The sequence below is a fragment of the Rhodococcus opacus B4 genome, from assembly GCF_000010805.1.
Taxonomy (GTDB): Bacteria; Actinomycetota; Actinomycetes; order Mycobacteriales; family Mycobacteriaceae; genus Rhodococcus_F; species Rhodococcus_F opacus_C.
Map to the genome: position 1 here is coordinate 4109477 of NC_012522.1, position 18442 is coordinate 4127918.

At 68.8% G+C, this 18442-nt stretch carries 17 protein-coding genes; 14 read left to right on the top strand and 3 right to left on the bottom strand.

The features are described from left to right. The first annotated feature begins 100 nt into the window (after window positions 1-100). The 8 genes from ROP_RS18805 (at window position 101) to ROP_RS18840 (ending at window position 9245) form a co-directional block, all read left to right on the top strand. Window positions 101-1567, top strand: a complete 1467-nt coding sequence (locus ROP_RS18805; protein WP_012690994.1) for an MFS transporter — start codon at window positions 101-103, stop codon at window positions 1565-1567. Window positions 1568-1599: 32 nt separating this feature from the next. After that, window positions 1600-3039 (top strand): amidohydrolase, encoded by a 1440-nt coding sequence (locus ROP_RS18810; protein WP_012690995.1) that lies wholly within the window; start codon window positions 1600-1602, stop codon window positions 3037-3039. Between the two features lie 34 nt (window positions 3040-3073). Next, on the top strand, window positions 3074-4315 hold the full coding sequence (locus ROP_RS18815) for an amidohydrolase (RefSeq protein ID WP_012690996.1): 1242 nt from the start codon (window positions 3074-3076) through the stop codon (window positions 4313-4315). Beyond that, entirely contained in the window at window positions 4312-5658 is a 1347-nt protein-coding gene (locus ROP_RS18820; protein ID WP_012690997.1) for an L-serine ammonia-lyase, read from the top strand. Before ROP_RS18815 ends, ROP_RS18820 begins: the two co-directional genes overlap by 4 nt. Before the next feature lie 60 nt (window positions 5659-5718). After that, window positions 5719-6114: a low affinity iron permease family protein gene (locus tag ROP_RS18825; protein WP_012690998.1), complete on the top strand. Its 396-nt coding sequence runs from the start codon at window positions 5719-5721 to the stop codon at window positions 6112-6114. Window positions 6115-6195: 81 nt separating this feature from the next. Beyond that, a complete protein-coding gene (locus ROP_RS18830; RefSeq protein WP_012690999.1) occupies window positions 6196-7749 on the top strand; it encodes a succinic semialdehyde dehydrogenase in 1554 nt (517 codons plus the stop codon). A 2-nt stretch (window positions 7750-7751) separates the two neighbouring features. After that, a complete protein-coding gene (locus ROP_RS18835; RefSeq protein ID WP_012691000.1) occupies window positions 7752-8195 on the top strand; it encodes an SRPBCC family protein in 444 nt (147 codons plus the stop codon). A 102-nt stretch (window positions 8196-8297) separates the two neighbouring features. Continuing rightward, window positions 8298-9245: an alpha/beta hydrolase gene (locus tag ROP_RS18840; protein WP_012691001.1), complete on the top strand. Its 948-nt coding sequence runs from the start codon at window positions 8298-8300 to the stop codon at window positions 9243-9245. Here the strand turns inward: ROP_RS18840 and ROP_RS18845 are convergent. Genes ROP_RS18845 through ROP_RS18855 form a run of 3 tightly spaced genes read right to left on the bottom strand, consistent with a single transcriptional unit; the run spans window position 9242 to window position 12577 of the window. After that, window positions 9242-10801 carry a long-chain-fatty-acid--CoA ligase gene (locus ROP_RS18845; RefSeq protein WP_012691002.1) on the bottom strand — a complete coding sequence of 520 codons (1560 nt, stop codon included), beginning with the start codon at window positions 10799-10801 and terminating at the stop codon, window positions 9242-9244. The two genes, ROP_RS18840 and ROP_RS18845, sit on opposite strands and share 4 nt — an antisense overlap. A 9-nt stretch (window positions 10802-10810) precedes the next feature. Next, window positions 10811-11593: an enoyl-CoA hydratase gene (locus ROP_RS18850; protein ID WP_012691003.1), complete on the bottom strand. Its 783-nt coding sequence runs from the start codon at window positions 11591-11593 to the stop codon at window positions 10811-10813. Between the two features lie 12 nt (window positions 11594-11605). Then, window positions 11606-12577 (bottom strand): NADPH:quinone oxidoreductase family protein, encoded by a 972-nt coding sequence (locus tag ROP_RS18855; RefSeq protein ID WP_012691004.1) that lies wholly within the window; start codon window positions 12575-12577, stop codon window positions 11606-11608. Window positions 12578-12725: 148 nt separating this feature from the next. Here ROP_RS18855 and ROP_RS18860 point away from each other — a divergent pair, with 148 nt between their 5' ends. The 6 genes from ROP_RS18860 to ROP_RS18885 all read left to right on the top strand — a co-directional run bounded on the left by ROP_RS18860 (window position 12726) and on the right by ROP_RS18885 (window position 18433). Continuing rightward, the gene (locus tag ROP_RS18860; protein ID WP_012691005.1) at window positions 12726-13526 is read left to right on the top strand and encodes a crotonase/enoyl-CoA hydratase family protein; all 801 of its coding nucleotides are present in this window, start codon (window positions 12726-12728) and stop codon (window positions 13524-13526) included. Window positions 13527-13602: 76 nt separating this feature from the next. After that, window positions 13603-14796, top strand: a complete 1194-nt coding sequence (locus ROP_RS18865; RefSeq protein WP_012691006.1) for a thiolase family protein — start codon at window positions 13603-13605, stop codon at window positions 14794-14796. 41 nt (window positions 14797-14837) lie between these two features. Further along, window positions 14838-15599 carry a 3-hydroxyacyl-CoA dehydrogenase gene (locus ROP_RS18870; RefSeq protein WP_012691007.1) on the top strand — a complete coding sequence of 254 codons (762 nt, stop codon included), beginning with the start codon at window positions 14838-14840 and terminating at the stop codon, window positions 15597-15599. 10 nt (window positions 15600-15609) lie between these two features. After that, complete coding sequence (locus ROP_RS18875; RefSeq protein ID WP_012691008.1) at window positions 15610-16251, top strand: TetR/AcrR family transcriptional regulator; 642 nt, start codon at window positions 15610-15612, stop codon at window positions 16249-16251. A gap of 25 nt (window positions 16252-16276) precedes the next feature. Next, window positions 16277-17260 (top strand): NAD(P)H-dependent flavin oxidoreductase, encoded by a 984-nt coding sequence (locus ROP_RS18880; RefSeq protein ID WP_012691009.1) that lies wholly within the window; start codon window positions 16277-16279, stop codon window positions 17258-17260. Window positions 17261-17281: 21 nt separating this feature from the next. Then, window positions 17282-18433, top strand: a complete 1152-nt coding sequence (locus tag ROP_RS18885; protein ID WP_012691010.1) for an acyl-CoA dehydrogenase family protein — start codon at window positions 17282-17284, stop codon at window positions 18431-18433. The last annotated feature ends 9 nt before the right edge of the window (window positions 18434-18442 follow it).

The window sequence follows — 18442 nt, forward strand, 5'->3', positions numbered from 1 at the left end:
TTTGTCCTTTGATGCCGAGAATGCTGCAAATTTACACGACGGAATTCACGCGGCGGCACTCTTCCATGAGTCACTTTCCACTCGTCCTCTTGGAGTCGAAATGAGTTCTTCGCGCCACATCCGGGGAGGCGACGCTGCCACCGCAGCGGTCGGGTTCCTCGTGGTCATGGAGTTCGCGAGCGGGTTGCTGCAGGGGTGGTTCTCCCCGCTGCTGCCCGCCATCGGCGAACGCTTCGATGCGTCGTCCGCCGCATTGAACTGGGTGAGCGCCATGTACCTGCTGGGAACGGCAGCCTGTGTGCCACTGATCGCCAAACTCGGGGACCTCTTCGGGCACAAACGCCTTCTCGTTCTCGCCACCACCTCCGTCGCGCTCGGCTCGTACCTTGTCGCGTTCGCGCCGTCCTACGAACTGCTGCTCGTCGGCCGGGCACTGCAGGCACCGCTCGCGGCGTTCCTGCCGCTCGAATTCGCGATTGTGCGCGACCGCAATGCAGCCACTGCCGGCCGGAGCATCGGCAGGCTCGTCGGGTCACTGACACTGGGCGCTGCCGTCGGCGGTCTGCTCTCGGGATTCCTGCTCGACTCCGTCGTCGACAGTGTCGGGCTGGTCCTGCTCGTCCCGGCCGTGCTCATGACGACCTGCCTGCCCGTCGTGTACTTCCTCGTCCCGGAGACGACGGTGCGTAAGGAGGGAACCGTCGACTGGGCCGGTGCGGTTCTGCTCACCGTGGGCCTGCTCGGCGTGCTCGGCGGTGTGTCCAACGCGAGCACGTGGGGTTGGACGAGCGCGCTGACATGGACGTCGATCGGCGTCGGGGCCGCGGTTCTCGTCGGGTGGGTGTTCGTGGAACGTCGCGTCCGGCACCCCCTCGTGGACCTCGACGTCATCGGACGGGGGATGCGGGTACCGATGCTGATGGCGTTGCTGTTCGGCGCCCAGCTGTTCGGTGTCCAGACCCCCTGCGCCCTCTTCCTGCGTGCCGTGCCGGAGACGAACGGCTACGGAATGGGTGTCACCGCGTCGGTGACCGGCCTGATCCTGGCGCTGTTCGCGCTCGCGATGTTCGTCGGCGCATCGGTGAGCGACCGGCTCGCCCGATCCGCCCTCACCGTCCCCGGATCCCTCGCCCTGGGTGCGCTGCTCTCGGCGGCGGCCTACGGACTGATGATCGTCGTTCCGGGGAGTCCCCCACTGTTCGCCCTGTGGCTGGTCGTCGCGGGTCTCGGCGGCGGAGTGGTGGTCGGGGTGCTGCCCACCGTCATCGTGCAGCAGGCGCCACCGGATTCGGTCGGCATCGCATCCGGCCTCTACAACACGTCCCGCACCGCGGCAGGTGCCGTGTCCGGCGCCGTGTTCGCGCTCGTCATGTCGTCGATGGTCACCCCGGCGCTCACCGCCGGCGGCAAGCAGATCCCGTCCGCGAGCGCCTATCACGTGGTGTGGGCGGTCTGCGCGGCATTGTGCGTCGTCACGGCTCTCCTGGCGCGCAAACTCCGGTCTTCCGCGACGACCGCCGAAAACGACAAGCTCCCACTCGCCGACGGCAAGCAAGTACCCGCCTGACAACCCGTGACACCGATGAAAGGACATCTAAAGTGTCTGTCGATCCACAACTCCTCGGCACCATCGACGAGCTCGGCCCGCAGTACGCCGTGTTGAGCGATGCCATCTGGGACAACCCCGAATTGCGTTGGGAGGAACACGCGTCCGTCGATGCGCAGATCGCCGCCGCCGAGGCGGAGGGCTTCGTCGTCACCCGCTCGGTGGCCGGCATCCCGACCGCGTTCAGCGCCGAAGCGGGAAGCGGAAAGCCGGTGATCGCGATCGTCGGCGAGTACGACGCTCTCGCCGGGCTGAGCCAGAAGTCGGGAAGTGCCGTGCCGGAGCCGGAGCCCGGCAACGAGTCCGGTAACGGGCAGGGCTGCGGCCACCACCTGCTGGGCGGCGGTTCCCTCCTCGCCGCGACTGCCGTCAAACGCTACCTCGATGCGAACGGCCTGCCCGGAACCGTCCGCTACTACGGGTGTCCCGCGGAGGAAGCCGCCGCCGGAAAGACGTTCATGGTGAAGGAAGGTGCGTTCGACGACGTCGACGCCGCCGTGTCGTGGCACCCCGGCGACACCACCACCGTGCAGCGGATCCGGACGCTCGCCTACGTCCAGGCGTACGTTCGGTTCACCGGCATCGCCGCGCACGCCGGGGTGTCCCCCGAACGTGGCCGCAGCGCACTCGACGCACTCGAACTGATGAACGTGGGCACGAACTTCCTGCGTGAGCACATGCCGTCGGACTGCCGGATCCACTACGCGATCCTCGACACCGGCGGGCGCTCGCCGAACGTCGTGCAGGCGTCCGCCGAGGCCTACTACCTGGTGCGCTCGCCCGACGTGGCCGGCATGCGCGAGCTGTTCGCCCGCGTGACGAAGATCGCCGAGGGCGCCGCCCTGATGACGGAGACGACGGTCGAGATCGAGATCGACGGTGGCTGCTCGGACATCCTGCCCAACGTCGTCCTCGAGGATTCGATGCAGGAACGGCTCCGCGAGCTCGGGCCGGTGCCGTTCGACGGCACCGATCTCGCGACCGCGGAGGCGTTCGTCACGAAGACGGCGTCGGGACGTACGGCGAGCACTCTCGGCGGTGAATTCGAGGGCGACGGAAGCGTTCTGCACACCGGGATCCTCACGTTCGACGCGCGCTCGCTGCGGCCGACGATGACCGGATCCAGCGACCTCGGCGACGTCAGCTGGGTGACACCGTTTGTGCAGTGCGCCACGGCGTGCGTCTGCGTCGGCACGGCCGCCCACTCGTGGCAGATGGTCGCCCAGGGCAAACTGCCCGCCGCGCACAAGGGGATGATCCACGCCGCCAAGATCATGGCCTCGACTGCCGTGGACCTCCTGACGGACGCCGAACTGCTGGCCTCGGCGCGTAAGGAGTTCAGTACCCGCACGGCGCAAACCCCCTACGACTCAACGCTTTCCGACGAGATCGTCGCGCCGCCTCTGCGCGACATCGCCGCCGTCGCGCAGTGACCGTCGTTCGCATCTACCAGGAAGGCACCCGCTCATGACTCTCGCCACCTCCGCAGGCGACACCACCGACGCGCGCACAGCAGCACTGAAGGACGCTGCGGCGCAGATCATCCGGAACAACGAGCAGAACCTGCTCGATCTCAGCCATCGCATTCACGACACCCCCGAGATCGCGTTCGAGGAGCACCACGCGGCCGCGCTCGTCGGCGACACGCTCCGGAACGCAGGCTTCGACACCACCGTCGGCGTCTACGGCCTCGACACGGCGGTCGAGGCAACGCACGGCAGCGGTGACCTCACCGTCGCGATCTGCGCCGAGTACGACGCATTGCCGGAGGTCGGGCACGCGTGCGGGCACAACATGATCGCGGCCGCCGGGGTCGGTGCCGCCCTCGCACTCGCGGCCGTTGCCGACGAGGCCGGACTCCGGATCAAACTGCTGGGCACACCCGCCGAGGAGCACGGCGGCGGCAAGATTCCGATGCTCGAAGCCGGCGCGTGGGAGGACGCGGCGCTGTCGCTGATGGTCCACGGCACGTCGGGAACGGACATGCCCTGCGCCTCGCTGTGGATGCAGGCGGTCGACCGATTCGAGGTCACGTTCACCGGCCGCGCCGCGCACGCGGCCGGCGCACCGGAGCACGGGATCAACGCCGGGGCCGCCGCGACGATCGCGCTGAACGCCATCGGGCTTGTCCGCCAGCAGTTCCGGGCGAAGACCCGCGTCAATGCGTTCGTCTCGCACGGCGGCGACGTCACCAACATCATCCCGGCCCGGACCGTCGTGCAGGTCGAGGTGCGGGCACCGGAGATCGAGGAGTGGCGCGAGGTGAAGGCGCGGGTGCTCGCCTGCTTCGAAGCCGGTGCCATCGCGACCGGATGCGAGTGGGTCTATGCAGCAACGGAACCGCCGTACGCACCGATGCTGCAGAATCCGGTGCTCGCGGACATCTGGGATCGGAACCTGCAGGCCACCGGTCGCGAACTAACGTCCGCTTCACTGGGTGGCGGGTCCAGCGACATGGGCAACGTGTCCCAGGTCGTGCCGTCCATCCATCCCGGGATCGCAGTCCTCGGGAGCACCGCGATCCCGCACAACGCCGACTTCGCGGACGCCGCGGCGACTCCCGCCGCCGACACGGCGATCATCGACGGCGCGACGGCGCTGGCATGGACGGTCCTCGACGCCGCGCTGGACGCCGGGGTTCGCGGCGAGCTGCTCCGGCTGCAGGCGGAACGCCCGGAGGGATTCACCCGGACCGCGAACTGGGCATGAGCGCATACGTCTCCCTGACGGAACTCTTCACCCTCGGCATCGGGCCCAGCAGTTCCCACACCGTCGGCCCGATGCGCGCGGCGGCCGACTTCGTCGACGAGCTGCGTGTGTCCGGTCGACTCGACCGGGTCGCGAGGGTGGAGTGTGTACTCTACGGGGCGCTGGCGGCGACCGGCATCGGCCACGGAACCCCCGATGCCGTCGTCGCCGGGCTCGCCGGATCTCGGCCGGAGACGTGCGATCCCGATGACGTCCGGGGTGCGTGGCGAAGGCTCGGTGACGGCGTCACCGTGGCCCTCGGCGGGACTCGTCCGGTGGTCGTGCGGGAACGGGACGTGGTGTTCGCGCCGCTCACCCGAATGCCGCTGCACACGAACGCGTTGCGGCTGCGAGCGCTCGACGGCGCCGGAACCGCCGTCGCCGACCGGGTGTACTACTCGGTCGGCGGCGGGTTCGTCGTTCCGGAGGATGCGCGACCGTCCACCGTCGACCGGCCCGCCGTGCCGTTCCCCTTCACGACCGCCGGTGAGCTGCTCGCGATCTGCGCCGCGACCGGGAACAGCATCGCCGAGGTCGCGGACGCGAACGAGGCGGCGTTGATCGGCGCCGACTGTGTGTCCGGGGCGATCGACCGCATCTGGTCGGCGATGGTGGCGTGCATCGACGCCGGGGTGTCCACCGAGGGTCGGCTGCCGGGCGGACTGGACGTCGTGAGGCGGGCGCCCGGCCTGTTCCGGCGACTCGAATCCGGGGGCGATGCAATCGACTGGCTGCAGACGTACGCGATGGCCGTCAACGAGGAGAACGCCGCCGGTGGCCGCGTCGTCACGGCACCGACGAACGGGGCGGCCGGCATCGTCCCGGCCGTCGGGAGGTACTACGAGCAATTCCTCGCCGGCGGCACCGCGGACATGCGGGCGTTCCTGCTCACCGCCACGGCGATCGGCTCGCTGGTGAAGGCGAACGCGTCCATTTCGGGTGCGGAGGCCGGTTGCCAGGGTGAGGTCGGGTCGGCGTGCGCGATGGCGGCCGGGGCACTGTGCGCAGTGCTCGGCGGAACGCCGGCGCAGGTCGAGTACGCCGCCGAGATAGCGATGGAACACCACCTCGGCCTCACCTGCGACCCGGTCGGCGGGCTCGTGCAGATTCCCTGCATCGAACGGAACGGGATCGCGGCGGTGACGGCGCTGAGCGCGGCGCGGATGGCGCTGGGCAGCGACGGCAGCCATGTCGTCTCCCTCGACACCGTCATCGAGACGATGCGGCAGACCGGCCTCGACATGTCCGACAAGTACAAGGAGACCTCCACCGGCGGCCTCGCTCTGAATGTCGTGATGTGCTGAAACGGGCATTTCAGCTGAAACGGGCATATCGGGAGTGGTCGCTGAGCCTAGACTCCGAAGATGGAACGCAGTGCGAAGGCTGCACGCGAGCAGCGCACCGATCAACGGTCGACGTTCGACAAGTTCGTCGAGCAGATCGAACTCCGGGTCAGTCAGGCACCGTTCTTCGGGATCTGCGCCGGCGTCGTGGTGCTGTGGGTCGTCAGCATTCCGCTGTGGAAGGACCTCCACGAGTGGCAGATCGCCATCCACACCGTCGGCGCCGTGTTCACGCTGCTGCTCGTGGTGCTGCTCGAGAACGCGGGCCGGCGTTCGGCCGAGGCGCTGCAGGAGAAACTCAACGTCATCGCCGAGGCCCTCGCCGCGCTGCTCGACTCCTCCGCCCAGGACGACCCCGAACTGAAGAAGGCGGAGGAAAAGCTGCGGGAGGCGGTCGGGCTCGAGGAGCGGCACTGATCCATCCACCCCTGTGACACGGCCCACCGAACAGGTAAGTTATGTGTAACCGCGAAAACTACTAACCAGTAGGGGTACGAAATGCCTGTTCCGACCGCCGCCACGTTCGCGCGGCTCGCCGACCTCATCGCCATCCCGGACGCCGCGGATCGCCCGACGCGGTCCGTCGTCGAGGCGTTCACGGGCAAGGAACTGGCCACCGTCCCCGTTGGAACGGCCCAGGACGCCTTGGATGCCATTGCGCGCGCCCGGGTGGCGCAGAAGGAATGGGCCGCCCGCCCGGTCACCGAACGCGCCGCGATCTTCCACCGCTACCGAGACCTGGTGCTGGAGAACCGCAACGCACTGATGGACATGGCGCAGGCCGAGACGGGCAAGTCCCGCGCCGCCGCGCAGGAAGAGGTCCTCGACATCTCGATGACCGCCCGCCATTACGCGCGCGTCGCCCCCAAGCTGCTGCGTCCCCGCCGCATCTCCGGCATGCTGCCCGGCCTCACCAAGACGGTGGTGCGGTACCAGCCGAAGGGCGTCGTCGGCGTCATCTCGCCGTGGAACTACCCCATGACCCTCGCGGTGTCCGATGCCGTCGCCGCGCTCCTCGCCGGCAACGCCGTCGTCCTCAAGCCCGACAGCCAGACCCCGTACTGCGCCCTGGCCTGCGTCGACCTGCTGTACCAGGCCGGTCTGCCGCGCGATCTGTTCGCCGTCGTCCCCGGACCGGGCTCGGTGGTCGGCACTGCCCTCGTCGAGAACACCGAGTACCTGATGTTCACCGGGTCCTCGGCGACGGGGCAGCTGCTCGCCGAGCAGGCCGGTCGTCGTCTCATCGGCTTCTCCGCCGAACTCGGCGGCAAGAACCCGATGATCGTCACCGCAGGCGCGAACCTCCGTGAGGTCACCGACGCCGCGGTCCGTGCCTGCTACTCCAACTCCGGGCAGCTGTGTATCTCCATCGAGCGGATCTACGTCGAGGAATCCATCGCCCCCGAATTCACCCGGATGTTCGGTGAACGCGTCCGCAAGATGAAGCTCGGCGCCGGCTACGACTTCGGCATCGAAATGGGCAGCCTCGTATCCGAGGACCAGGTGAAGGCGGTGTCCAGCCACGTCGACGACGCCGTCGTCAAGGGCGCGACCGTGGTGGCAGGCGGCAAGGCGCGCCCCGACCTCGGACCGCTGTTCTACGAGCCGACGGTCCTGACCGGTGTCCCGGAGGACGCCGAGTGCTACCGCGACGAGACGTTCGGGCCGCTGGTCTCGATCTACCCCGTCGCCGACGTCGACGAGGCGATCGACCGCGCCAACGACACCGAGTACGGCCTGAACGCCAGCGTGTGGGCGGGAACCAAGGCGGAGGGCGAGGCGATCGCCGCACGGATCCACGCGGGCACCGTCAACGTCGACGAGGGCTACGCCCCGGCGTGGGGTAGCACCGGAGCGCCGATGGGTGGCATGGGAGTGTCCGGTGTCGGGCGCCGCCACGGCGAGGACGGGCTCCTCAAGTACACCGAGCCGCAGACCATCGCCACCACCCGCGTTCTCAACCTCGGCGGACCGCGTGGACTCTCGCCGAAGGTGTGGGCCAAGATCATGCCGCCCTTCGTGAAGGCGCTGCAGTGGATTCCGGGCCGGTAGACGTGGACAGCGCGAGCATCCTGATCGACGTCCCGGCCACCGAGGTGTGGGGTGTGGTGACCGACGTCGAGGGCATGGGCCGGTTCAGTCCCGAGAACACCGGGGCGCGCTGGACGTCGGGCACACCGGCGACGGTGGGGGCCCGGTTCGTCGGCGCCAACCGGCACGGACCGGTGCGCTGGAAGACGCACTGCACCGTCGTGGATGTCGTTCCGGGTCAAACGTTCTCGTTCGAAGCGGACGAACCGAAGGCCCGCTGGACGTACCGCCTCGAACCCTCGGGCTCCGGCACTCTCGTCACCGAGACCCGGGAGATCTACGCGACGCCCGTATGGTGGGTGCGACTGGTGCAGAAATCGAAGGTGCTGGGCAGCAACCGCGACCGGTTGATGCAGGACGGGATGCGGCAGACACTCGAGCGCATGAAAGTCGCCCTCGAGAGCTGATCTTCCACCCTGGGGTGCGGATTCGTCACCCTAGGGTGCCTGTCGCAGGTTCCCGAAGGCCCCGAGACTGGACGGTATCCACACCTCTCGGAGGCGCCTCCCATGAATCCTCGGCCGACACCCGTCGAAGCTGGTCGGTCGTGCCCTGACGTCCGCCGCGAGGACGTGTCGTTCACTTCGCGCGGGCAGCGCTGCGCTGCCTGGCTGTACCGCCGCCGGGTCGAAACGCCCACTGCGGCACCCTGTGTGGTGCTCGCGCACGGCTGGAGCGGAGTGCGCGAGCAGCGACTCGACGCCTTCGCGACGCGGTTCGCGGGCGCGGGAGTCGCGGCGCTGGTGTTCGACTACCGGTACTTCGGTGCCAGCGAGGGCGAACCCCGGCAACTGCTCGACATCGACAGCCAGCTCGACGACTGGAACAGCGCCGTCGCGTACGTGCGGACCCGCCCGGACATCGACCCCGCCCGGGTTGCGCTGTGGGGAACGTCGCTGTCCGGCGGACTCGTCCTGACCACGGCGGCGCAGGACCGGCGGGTGGCCGCGGTCGTGTCACAGGTTCCGTACGTCGACGGTCTGACGAACCTTCCGCGACTCGGACCGGCCGGACTGGGCCGCATGGCGATCGCCTACCTGCGGGACCGGTACGCCCAGTTGCGCGGTCGCCCGCCGTACATGTTCCCCGTCGTCGGTCCGCCGGGATCGTTCGCGGCCATGACCACACCCGACGCCGAGGCGGGGTACCGCGCGATGGATCCGCCCGGGTCGACGTGGCGGAACGAAACCCCGGGACGGGTGGCGTTGCAGGCGGCGCTGTACCGGCCGACCACGACGGTCGCGAAGATCGCGTGCCCCGTCTTCTTCGCCATCGCCGATCACGACGTCGTCACGTTCACCCGCAGTGCGCAGAAGGCCGCGGCGAGGACCCCCGGCGCCGACGTGCACGTGTACCCGGGCGGGCACTTCGACCCGTACTTCGGTGCACTGTTCGAGCGGGTGGTCGCGGACGAGACCGACTTTCTGGTCCGCCACCTCCTGCCGCCGGCGGGCTAACTGCTCGGCGCACCGAACTGTTCGCGCAGAACGCCTTTGACGACCTTGCCGCTGGCGTTGCGGGGCAGCTGGGGGAGAATCTCGACGAACTTGGGCCGCTTGTACCGGGCGACACGGCCGTCGAGCCAGTCCGCGAGGGCGTCGACCCCGACCGCAGCCCCGGCCCGCGGCACCACGACCGCGACGGGGACTTCGCCCCAGCGCTCGTCGGGCCGCCCGATCACGGCGACGTCGACGATGTCCGGGTGGGCGGCGAGGGCATTCTCGACCTCGGCGCAGTAGATGTTCTCCCCGCCCGAGATGATCAAGTCCTTCTTGCGGTCCACCACGTACACGAATCCCTCGGAATCCACCCGCACCAGATCGCCGGAGTGGAACCAGCCGCCGTCGAACGCGTCCGCGGTCGCCTTCGGGTTGCGCCAGTACCCCTCCATGAGTCCCGGCCCGCGGTAGACGATCTCACCGATCTCGCCCTGCGCGACGTCGTTCATCGTCTCGTCGACCACGCGCATCGCGACCGTGTCGATCGGCTTCCCGACCGACCCGATCTTGCGCACGGCATCCTTGCCGTCGAGCATGCACGTCACCGGCGACATCTCGGTCTGCCCGAAGAACGCGACGATCGCGGTGTCGGGAAACGCGGCGTACAGGCGGTCGAGGAGCGTCGGGGTGGCAGGCGCGGCTCCCCATCCCAGTACCCGCAGGGCCAGATCCCGGCCCTCGGTTTCGGCGTCGTCGAGGATGGCCTGCCATTGGGTGGGCACCATGAACACGCTGGTCACCCGCTCCCGCTCGAGCGCGTCGAGCACGGCGGTCGCGTCGAACGCCCCGGTCGGGTGGATGACGATGGTGGCGCCGATCAGCAGGAACGGCCCCACACTGCCGAGGGCGGCGATGTGGAACAGCGGCGACGAGACGAGGTTGACCTCGGACTCGGTGTCGAACAGCCGCCACCCGCGGATGAGGGTCAGCGCCTGCGCCTGGAGATTCAGGTGCGACAGCACCGCGCCCTTCGGACGCCCGGTGGTGCCCGACGTGTACATGATCGCGGCGGGCGAGTCCTCCGGCACGTCCGCGATCGGGAGGTCGGGATCGGCTGCGCGCAACTGCTTCTCGAGCGAGATGTCGGCGGCGGCGTCGCCCACCACGAGCACCGGGACGGCGTCGTCGACCTCGGCGGCGAGATCGACGAGCGAATCCTCGACGACCACGACGGCGGCGTCGCTGTCGGCGACGATGAACTTCACCTCGCCGGGACTCAGCCGGAAATTGACGGGGACGGCGATCGCACCCAGGCGAGTCGCGGCGAGCATCACCTCGAGGAACTCCGGGCGGTTGGTCAGCAGCAGCACCACACGATCGCCGGCGCCGACACCGCGGGCGGCGAGGACCGCCGCGGTCCGGGCACTGCGGTCGTCGAGTTCACGCCACGTGGTCGAGGCACCCCGGAACCGGAGTGCCACCGCTTCGGGTTTCGCGAAAGCATGCCGGGCAACATGATTGGCCCAGTGCATCCGCCGCGAGGCGAACGGCTGAGCGTGCGACGCCGCTGTCACGGTGACGCCTCAGACCCGGCCGAACACTGCGGGACGCTTTTCCATGAACGCTGCGACGCCCTCGTGGAAATCGGGGGCTGCGAGAAGGTCGATCTGGCCCGAACGTTCGCGGGCGAACGCATTGTCGAGTTCGACGAGTGTCGCGTCGTTGACGGCGTCCTTGGTGAAGTGGAAGGCCTCCGACGGTCCGTCGGCGAGACGTCGCCCGAGGGCGTCGACGGTCGTGGCGAACTCCTCGTCGGGGTACACGTCGGCGATCAACCCGGCAGTGAGAGCCTCACGCGCGGGCATTCGTTCGGCCAGGAGTGCCATCTTCAGCGCGCGGGCGCGGCCGATCGACGCGGCGACCAGCGCGGTGGCGCCGCCGTCCGGCATCAGGCCGACTTTCGTGAACGCGAGCAGGAAATAGCTCGACTCGGTGGCGATCGTGAGGTCGCAGGCCAGGGCCAGAGAGACGCCGACACCGGCCGCGGGACCATTGACCGCGCCGATCACGGGCCGCGGAAACGCGCGGATCGCGGCCGCCGCACGGTTCGCGGCGTCGATGGTCGCGGACGACGGCGGTCCGGAGATGTCCAGTCCGCCCAGGTCTGCGCCCGTGCAGAAGGCGCGCCCGGTGCCGGTGAGGATCGCGGCGCGGACCTCCGCGTCACCCGCGTGCTTTGCGAAGGCATCGGCGATGGCGTCGAGGGTCTCGGTGGTGACGGCGTTCATCCGCGTGGGGCGGTTGAGGGTGACGCGGAGGACGCCGTTGTCGACGGTCGTGTCCACGCCGGGAATGTCGGTGCTCATGGGGATCCTTAGTCAAGAAGGGCGGACGGAGAGGGCGATCTTGCCGGTGGCGGAACGGGTTTCGAGTGTCCGCAGTGCGTCGCCGGCGTGTTCGAACGAGTAGACGGTGGGCTCGGTGACCCGGAGCGCGCCGGATTCGAGGAGCGGGCTCAGGGCTGCCCACTGCCGCGCCGTGTAGCCGGGGTTGGTGCGCACGTACTCGCCCCAGCCGGCGCCGAGAACCGAGATGTTACGCAGCAGAAGCCGATTGACCTTGACGGTGGGGATCTCGCCGCCGGTGAACCCGAGGACCACGAGCCGCCCGTTGGGGGCGAGGCTGCGCAGGCTGTCGGTGAAACGGTCGCCGCCCACCGGGTCGAGGATGATGTCGACGCCGCGGCCGCCGGTGAGATCGCGGACCCGGTCCTTCCACCCGTCCACGAGGACGACGTGATCGGCGCGGTTGGCCTTCGCGATGCCGGCCTTCTCCTCCGTGCTGACCACGGCGATCGTCTCGAGTCCCAGCGCGGCCGCGACCTGCAGCGCGGCCACCCCGACACCGCCGGCGGCGCCGTGCACCAGCACCGTCTCGCCTGCGCGGAAGCGGGCACGCTCGTCGAGGGCGAAGTGCACGGTCAGGTAGTTCATCAGGAATCCGGCGCCCGCTTCGAGAGACACCGAGTCGGGGAGGGGGAACACCGAGTCGGGTTCGACCGCGACGGTCTGCTGCCACGCGCCGTCCGTCGCGAGGACGGCCACCCGCTGCCCTGCCCGGATGCCGCTGTCCGCGGGGGCGCTGCGGACGACGCCCGCGCCCTCGACGCCCAGCACGAAGGGCATGTCGCGGACGATCTGATAGCTGCCGGTGGTCTGCAGCAGGTCGGGAAAAGAGACGCCGGCGGCGTGCAGATCGACGACGACGAGTCCGGTTCCGTCGGGTTCGTCGATCTCGGCGAGCTGCACTCCGGCGGGGCCGGAAGCGCTGGTCAGTTGCTGGGCATACACGTGGTGATCTCCTCCGTCGGTCCCTGACTATCCATACCAGACGCTACTGAACGGGCGCTAGATAAAGTCGGCCATTGACCGTGTCGATGGGCGCGTGGTACTAACTTTAACGAGCGATCAGTAATCGGGCCGAGTCGGAGGATGAGACGTGCCAGAACAGACGGAGACGACGGAGGCAGCCGCACTCTGGGAGCGGCGCGGAGGCATCGGCATCATCACGCTGAACCGCCCCAAAGCACTCAATGCGGTGAACGGCGCGTTGTCGACCGCCGTGGGCAATCTACTCGAGCTGGCCGAGAACGACCCCGACGTGCGGGTGGTCGTGGTGACCGGGTCCGGCCGCGGCTTCTGCGCCGGCGCCGACCTCAAGGCCCTCGCGACGGGCCAGAACATTGCTGCGGAGGGGCACCCCGAATGGGGCTTCGCCGGTTACGCCCAGCATTGGATCAGCAAGCCGACCATCGCCGCGGTCAACGGCTTCGCCCTCGGCGGCGGCACCGAACTGGTGCTCGCGAGTGACCTCGCGGTCGTGGACGAGGAAGCGAAACTCGGACTTCCCGAGGTCAAGCGCGGACTGTTCGCCGCGGCGGGCGGGGTGATCCGCCTGCAGCAGCAGATCCCGAAGAAGGTCGCGCTGGAGATCGCGCTGACCGGCGAGCCGATCACCGCAGCACAGGGCAAGGAACTGGGCCTCGTCAACCGGGTCGCCCCGGCAGGCACCGCCCTCGAGGTCGCGCTCGAACTCGCGGAGCAGATCGCCGCCAACGCGCCCCTGTCGGTACGCGAATCGAAGGCCATGATCCACCGCACCGCCACCGAACCCGACTGGGAAGACGGTGCATGGGCGGCGAACACCGCCGCGTTCAAGACCGTCTTCTCCAGCGCCGACGCCAAGGAAGGGCCGACGGCATTCGCCGAGAAGCGCGAACCGGTCTGGCAGGGCCGCTGACCCGTGAGTACTTGTTAACCGCGGGCGGTCAACAAGTACTCACGGGCGGGCTCGCACACAATCGAAAGGGAACATCATGACCAACGCTGTCATCGTGGACGTCGTCCGCCTCGCCTCCGGTAAGGGCAAACCCGGCGGTGCGCTGTCGGGTACGCACCCGGTGGAACTGCTCGCGCACGTGCTGCGCACCATCGTCGACCGCAACGGCATCGACCCCGTGCTGGTCGACGACGTCATCGGCGGCTGCGTCGGCCAGGCCGGCGAGCAGGCCCTCAACATCACTCGGACGGCAGTGCTGTCGGCCGGCTTCCCGGATTCGGTTCCGGCCACCACCGTCGACCGCCAGTGCGGCTCGAGCCAGCAGGCGGCGCACTTCGCAGCCCAGGGCGTCATCGCCGGCGCCTACGACATCGTGATCGCCGCGGGCGTCGAGTCGATGTCGCGTGTTCCGATGGGTACCACCACCATCGGGCAGGACGCCTCCGGCCCGGGCATCGCCGCCCGCTACCCGGAAGGCCTCGTCAACCAGGGCATCTCCGCGGAACTGATCGCCGCGAAGTGGAAGTTCGACCGCGACACCCTCGATGCGTTCTCCGCGCAGTCGCACCAGCGTGCCGCCGACGCCCTGTCGAAGGGGCTGTTCGACAAGGAGATCATCCCGATCGACGTGACCAACGCCGCCGGTGAGACGGTCACGCACACCGTCGACGAGACGGTGCGCGCCACGACCACCGCCGAGGGCCTGTCCGGTCTGAAGTCGTCGTTCTACTCCGAGAAGTACGCCGCCCGATTCCCCGAGGCGCAGTGGCACATCACCCCGGGCAACTCCTCGCCGCTGACCGACGGCGCGTCCGCCGCGCTGATCATGAGCGAGGAGATGGCGTCGAAGCGGGGCCTGACCCCGCGCGCACGGTTCCACTCGTTCGCCGTCGCCGGTGACGATCCGGTCTTCATGCTCACCGCGCCGATCCCGGCGACGAAGAAGATCCTCGCGAAGTCGGGGCTGAGCATCGACGACATCGACGCCTACGAGGTCAACGAGGCGTTCGCGCCGGTGCCGCTGGCCTGGGCGCACGAGTTCGGGGCCGACCCGGCCAAGCTCAACCCGTGGGGCGGCGCGATCGCGCTGGGCCACGCGCTCGGATCCTCGGGCACCCGCCTGCTGAGCACCCTGGTCAACAACCTCGAGGCCACCGGCGGACGCTACGGCCTGCAGACGATGTGCGAGGGCGCGGGCATGGCCAACGCCACCATCATCGAACGGCTCTGACCTCCACTTTCCGAAAAAGACTGTCTCCGAAAGGTATACACATGATCGTCAACGACAGCGTCGCGCTCGTCACCGGTGGCGCCTCGGGCCTCGGCCTGGCCACCACCAAGGCCCTGCTCGCCGACGGCGCCAGCGTCGTCATCGTCGACCTGCCCTCCTCCAACGGTGAGACCGTCGCCAAGGAACTCGGCGACCGCGTCCGCTTCGCCGCGGGCGACGTCACCAGCGAGGCCGATGTCGCCGCCGCGCTCGACGTCGCGGAGTCGCTCGGACCGCTGCGGGTGGCCGTGAACTGCGCCGGCATCGGCAACGCCATCAAGACCGTCAGCAAGAACGGCGCGTTCCCGCTCGCCGACTTCACCAAGATCGTTACCGTCAACCTGATCGGCACGTTCAACGTGATCCGCCTTGCTGCCGAGCGGATCTCGAAGAACGAGCCGATCGACGGCGAGCGCGGCGTCATCATCAACACCGCCTCCGTCGCCGCGTACGAGGGCCAGATCGGCCAGGCCGCGTACTCCGCGTCCAAGGGCGGCGTCGTCGGCATGACCCTGCCGATCGCCCGCGACCTCGCCTCGCTGCTGATCCGCGTCAACACGATCGCTCCCGGCCTGTTCAAGACGCCGCTGCTCGGGTCCCTGCCGGAGGCTGCGCAGCAGTCCCTCGGTGGCCAGGTGCCGCACCCCTCGCGTCTCGGCGACCCGTCGGAGTACGGCGCCCTCGCCGCGCACATCGTGTCGAACCCGATGCTCAACGGTGAGACCATCCGTCTCGACGGCGCCATCCGCATGGCACCGCGCTGATCGGCGACCTGTGACACTGCGCGAGGACGGGCCGGTCACCACCGAGTCGGTGTACGCCGACTGGCGGACCTTCGAGGCCCTGACACTGACGCCCATCCTCGAGCAGGCACTGGATCTGTTCAACGAGAACGGTTACCACGGCACGACGGTGCGGCAGATCGCCCGTCGTGTCGGGGTGACCGTCCCCGCCCTGTACTACCACCACGAGAGCAAAGAAGCCGTTCTCGTGGCCCTGTTCGAATTGCAGATGCGCGAACTGAACGAACGCGCCGAGGCAGCCGCCCGCGAGGCCGGCGACGACGTGCTGGCGCAATTCGCCAACGTCGTCGAGGCGATCGTCCTGTACATGACGTACCGGGTGCGGCACGTCTCCCTCGACACCGAGTTGCGGCACGTCTCGGCCGACAGCCGCAGTCGCTACGCCGCGACCCGCAAGCGGCTCGAACTGATGATGGTCGACCTCGTCGCCGACGGCGTCGCCCGCGGAGTCTTCCACAGCGGGGACGTCCCCGAGACCGTGCGCGCTCTCCTCGGGATGTTCCAGTCGATTCCGCGGTGGTATCAGCTCGGCGGAGCGCTGACTCCCGAGCAGGTCGCCGGCCGCTACGTCGACATCGCCCTCCACACCGTCGGGTATCTACCCGCTCACTGAACCGTTTCCCCAGAGGAGCCGTGCCATGCTCTCCACCGCATTCACCAAGACCTTCGGCGTCCGCCACCCGATCGTGCAGGGCGGCATGCAGTGGGTCGGTCGCGCCGAACTCGTCGCCGCCGTCGCCAACGCCGGTGCGCTCGGCCTGATCACCGCACTGACCCAGCCGACCCCGGAGGATCTCGCCAAGGAGATCGCCCGCACCCGAGAACTCACCGACCAGCCCTTCGGCGTGAACCTGACGATCCTTCCGGCGATCACGCCGCCGCCGTACGAGGAGTACCGGCAGGTCATCATCGAGTCCGGGATCAAGATCGTCGAGACGGCCGGCTCCAACCCCGCGCCGCACCTGCCCGACTTCCACGCCGCCGGCGTGAAGGTGCTGCACAAGTGCACCAGTGTGCGGCACGCGATCAAGGCCCAGGATGCGGGTGTCGACGGCATCAGCATCGACGGCTTCGAATGCGCAGGCCACCCCGGCGAGGACGACATCCCCGGGCTGGTGCTCATCGCGGCCGCCGCCGAACAGATCACCATTCCGATGGTCGCGTCGGGTGGGTTCGCGGACGGACGCGGGCTGGTCGCGGCACTCGCCCTCGGCGCCGACGGGATCAACATGGGCACCCGATTCATGTGCACCGCCGAATCGCCGATCCACCAGAACATCAAGGAAGCGATCGTCGCCGGCAAGGAGACCGACACCGAGCTGATCTTCCGGCCGCTGCGCAACACGGCGCGGGTCGCGAGCAACACCGTGAGCCGCGAGGTCGTGGAGATCCTCGATCAGGGAGGCAAGTTCGAGGACGTCCGTGAGCTCGTCGCCGGTGCCCGCGGGCGCACGGTGTTCGAGAACGGCGACGCCGAGGCCGGCATCTGGACCGTCGGCACCGTGCAGGGCCTCATCCACGACATCCCGACCGCCGGCGAACTCGTCGAACGCATCGTCGACGAGGCGGAGGCGCTGATCGCCGAACGCCTCGCCGGTCTGTCGGTCCCCGTCAACGCCTGATCTGATCGTAGGAGAGAAGCCATGCAGCGCACCATCTTCGAGAAGGATCACGAAGCGTACCGGGAGACGGTGCGCGAGTTCCTCGCCCGCGAGATCGAACCGAACTACGAACAGTGGGAGGCCGACCGGCTGATCGACCGCTCGGCGTGGCTGGCCGCCGGAAAGTCCGGGATCGTCGGACTCGCCGTACCGGAGGAGTTCGGCGGCTCAGGCGTCACCGACTATCGATTCCGATACGTCGTCGCCGAGGAGATCGCCCGCACCGCGACGACATCGTTCGGTTCGGGACTGTCCCTCCAGGACGACATTGCCATCCCGTACATCGCGAACCTCGGCACCGACGAGCAGAAGCAACGCTGGCTGCCCGGCATGGCGGCCGGTGAGTTGATCGGCGCGATCGCGATGACCGAGCCCGGCGCCGGCAGCGACCTGCAGGGTGTCAAGACGACCGCGGTCCGGGACGGCGACGAGTGGGTGATCAACGGGCAGAAGACGTTCATCACCAACGGTATCCACTCCGACCTCGTGATCGTCGTCGCCCGCACCGACGTGAACGCCGGCTCGAAGGGATTCTCACTCATCGTCGTCGAGCGCGGCACTCCCGGCTTCAGCCGCGGCCGCAAGCTCCACAAGGTCGGGCTCGCCGGTCAGGACACCGCCGAGTTGGGGTTCGAGGACGTCCGGGTGCCCGCCGCGAACCTGCTCGGCGCCGAGGGGCGCGGCTTCGTCCACCTCATGGAAAATCTTCCCCTCGAACGGATTTCGATCGCAGTCAACGCGATTGCCGCTGCGAAGGCAGCCTACGGGTGGACCCGGGACTACGTGTTCGATCGCAAGGCCTTCGGCAAGCCGATCGGGGATCTGCAGAACACTCGGTTCGCGCTGGCGGAGATGCTCACCGAGATCGAGGTCACCGAGTCGCACGTCGACCGTTGCGTCCTCGCGCTGAACGCGGACGAGTTGACGGCAGTCGATGCGTCGAAGGCGAAGTGGTGGGCCAGCGAACTGCAGAAGCGCGTCGTCGACCGCTGCGTCCAACTGCACGGCGGTTACGGCTACATGATGGAGTACCCCATCGGCCGCGCCTACGTCGACAGTCGCATCCAGACCATCTACGGCGGAACCACCGAGATCATGAAGGAGATCATCGGCCGGGACATCGCGGCCGGGTAGGCGGCTCCG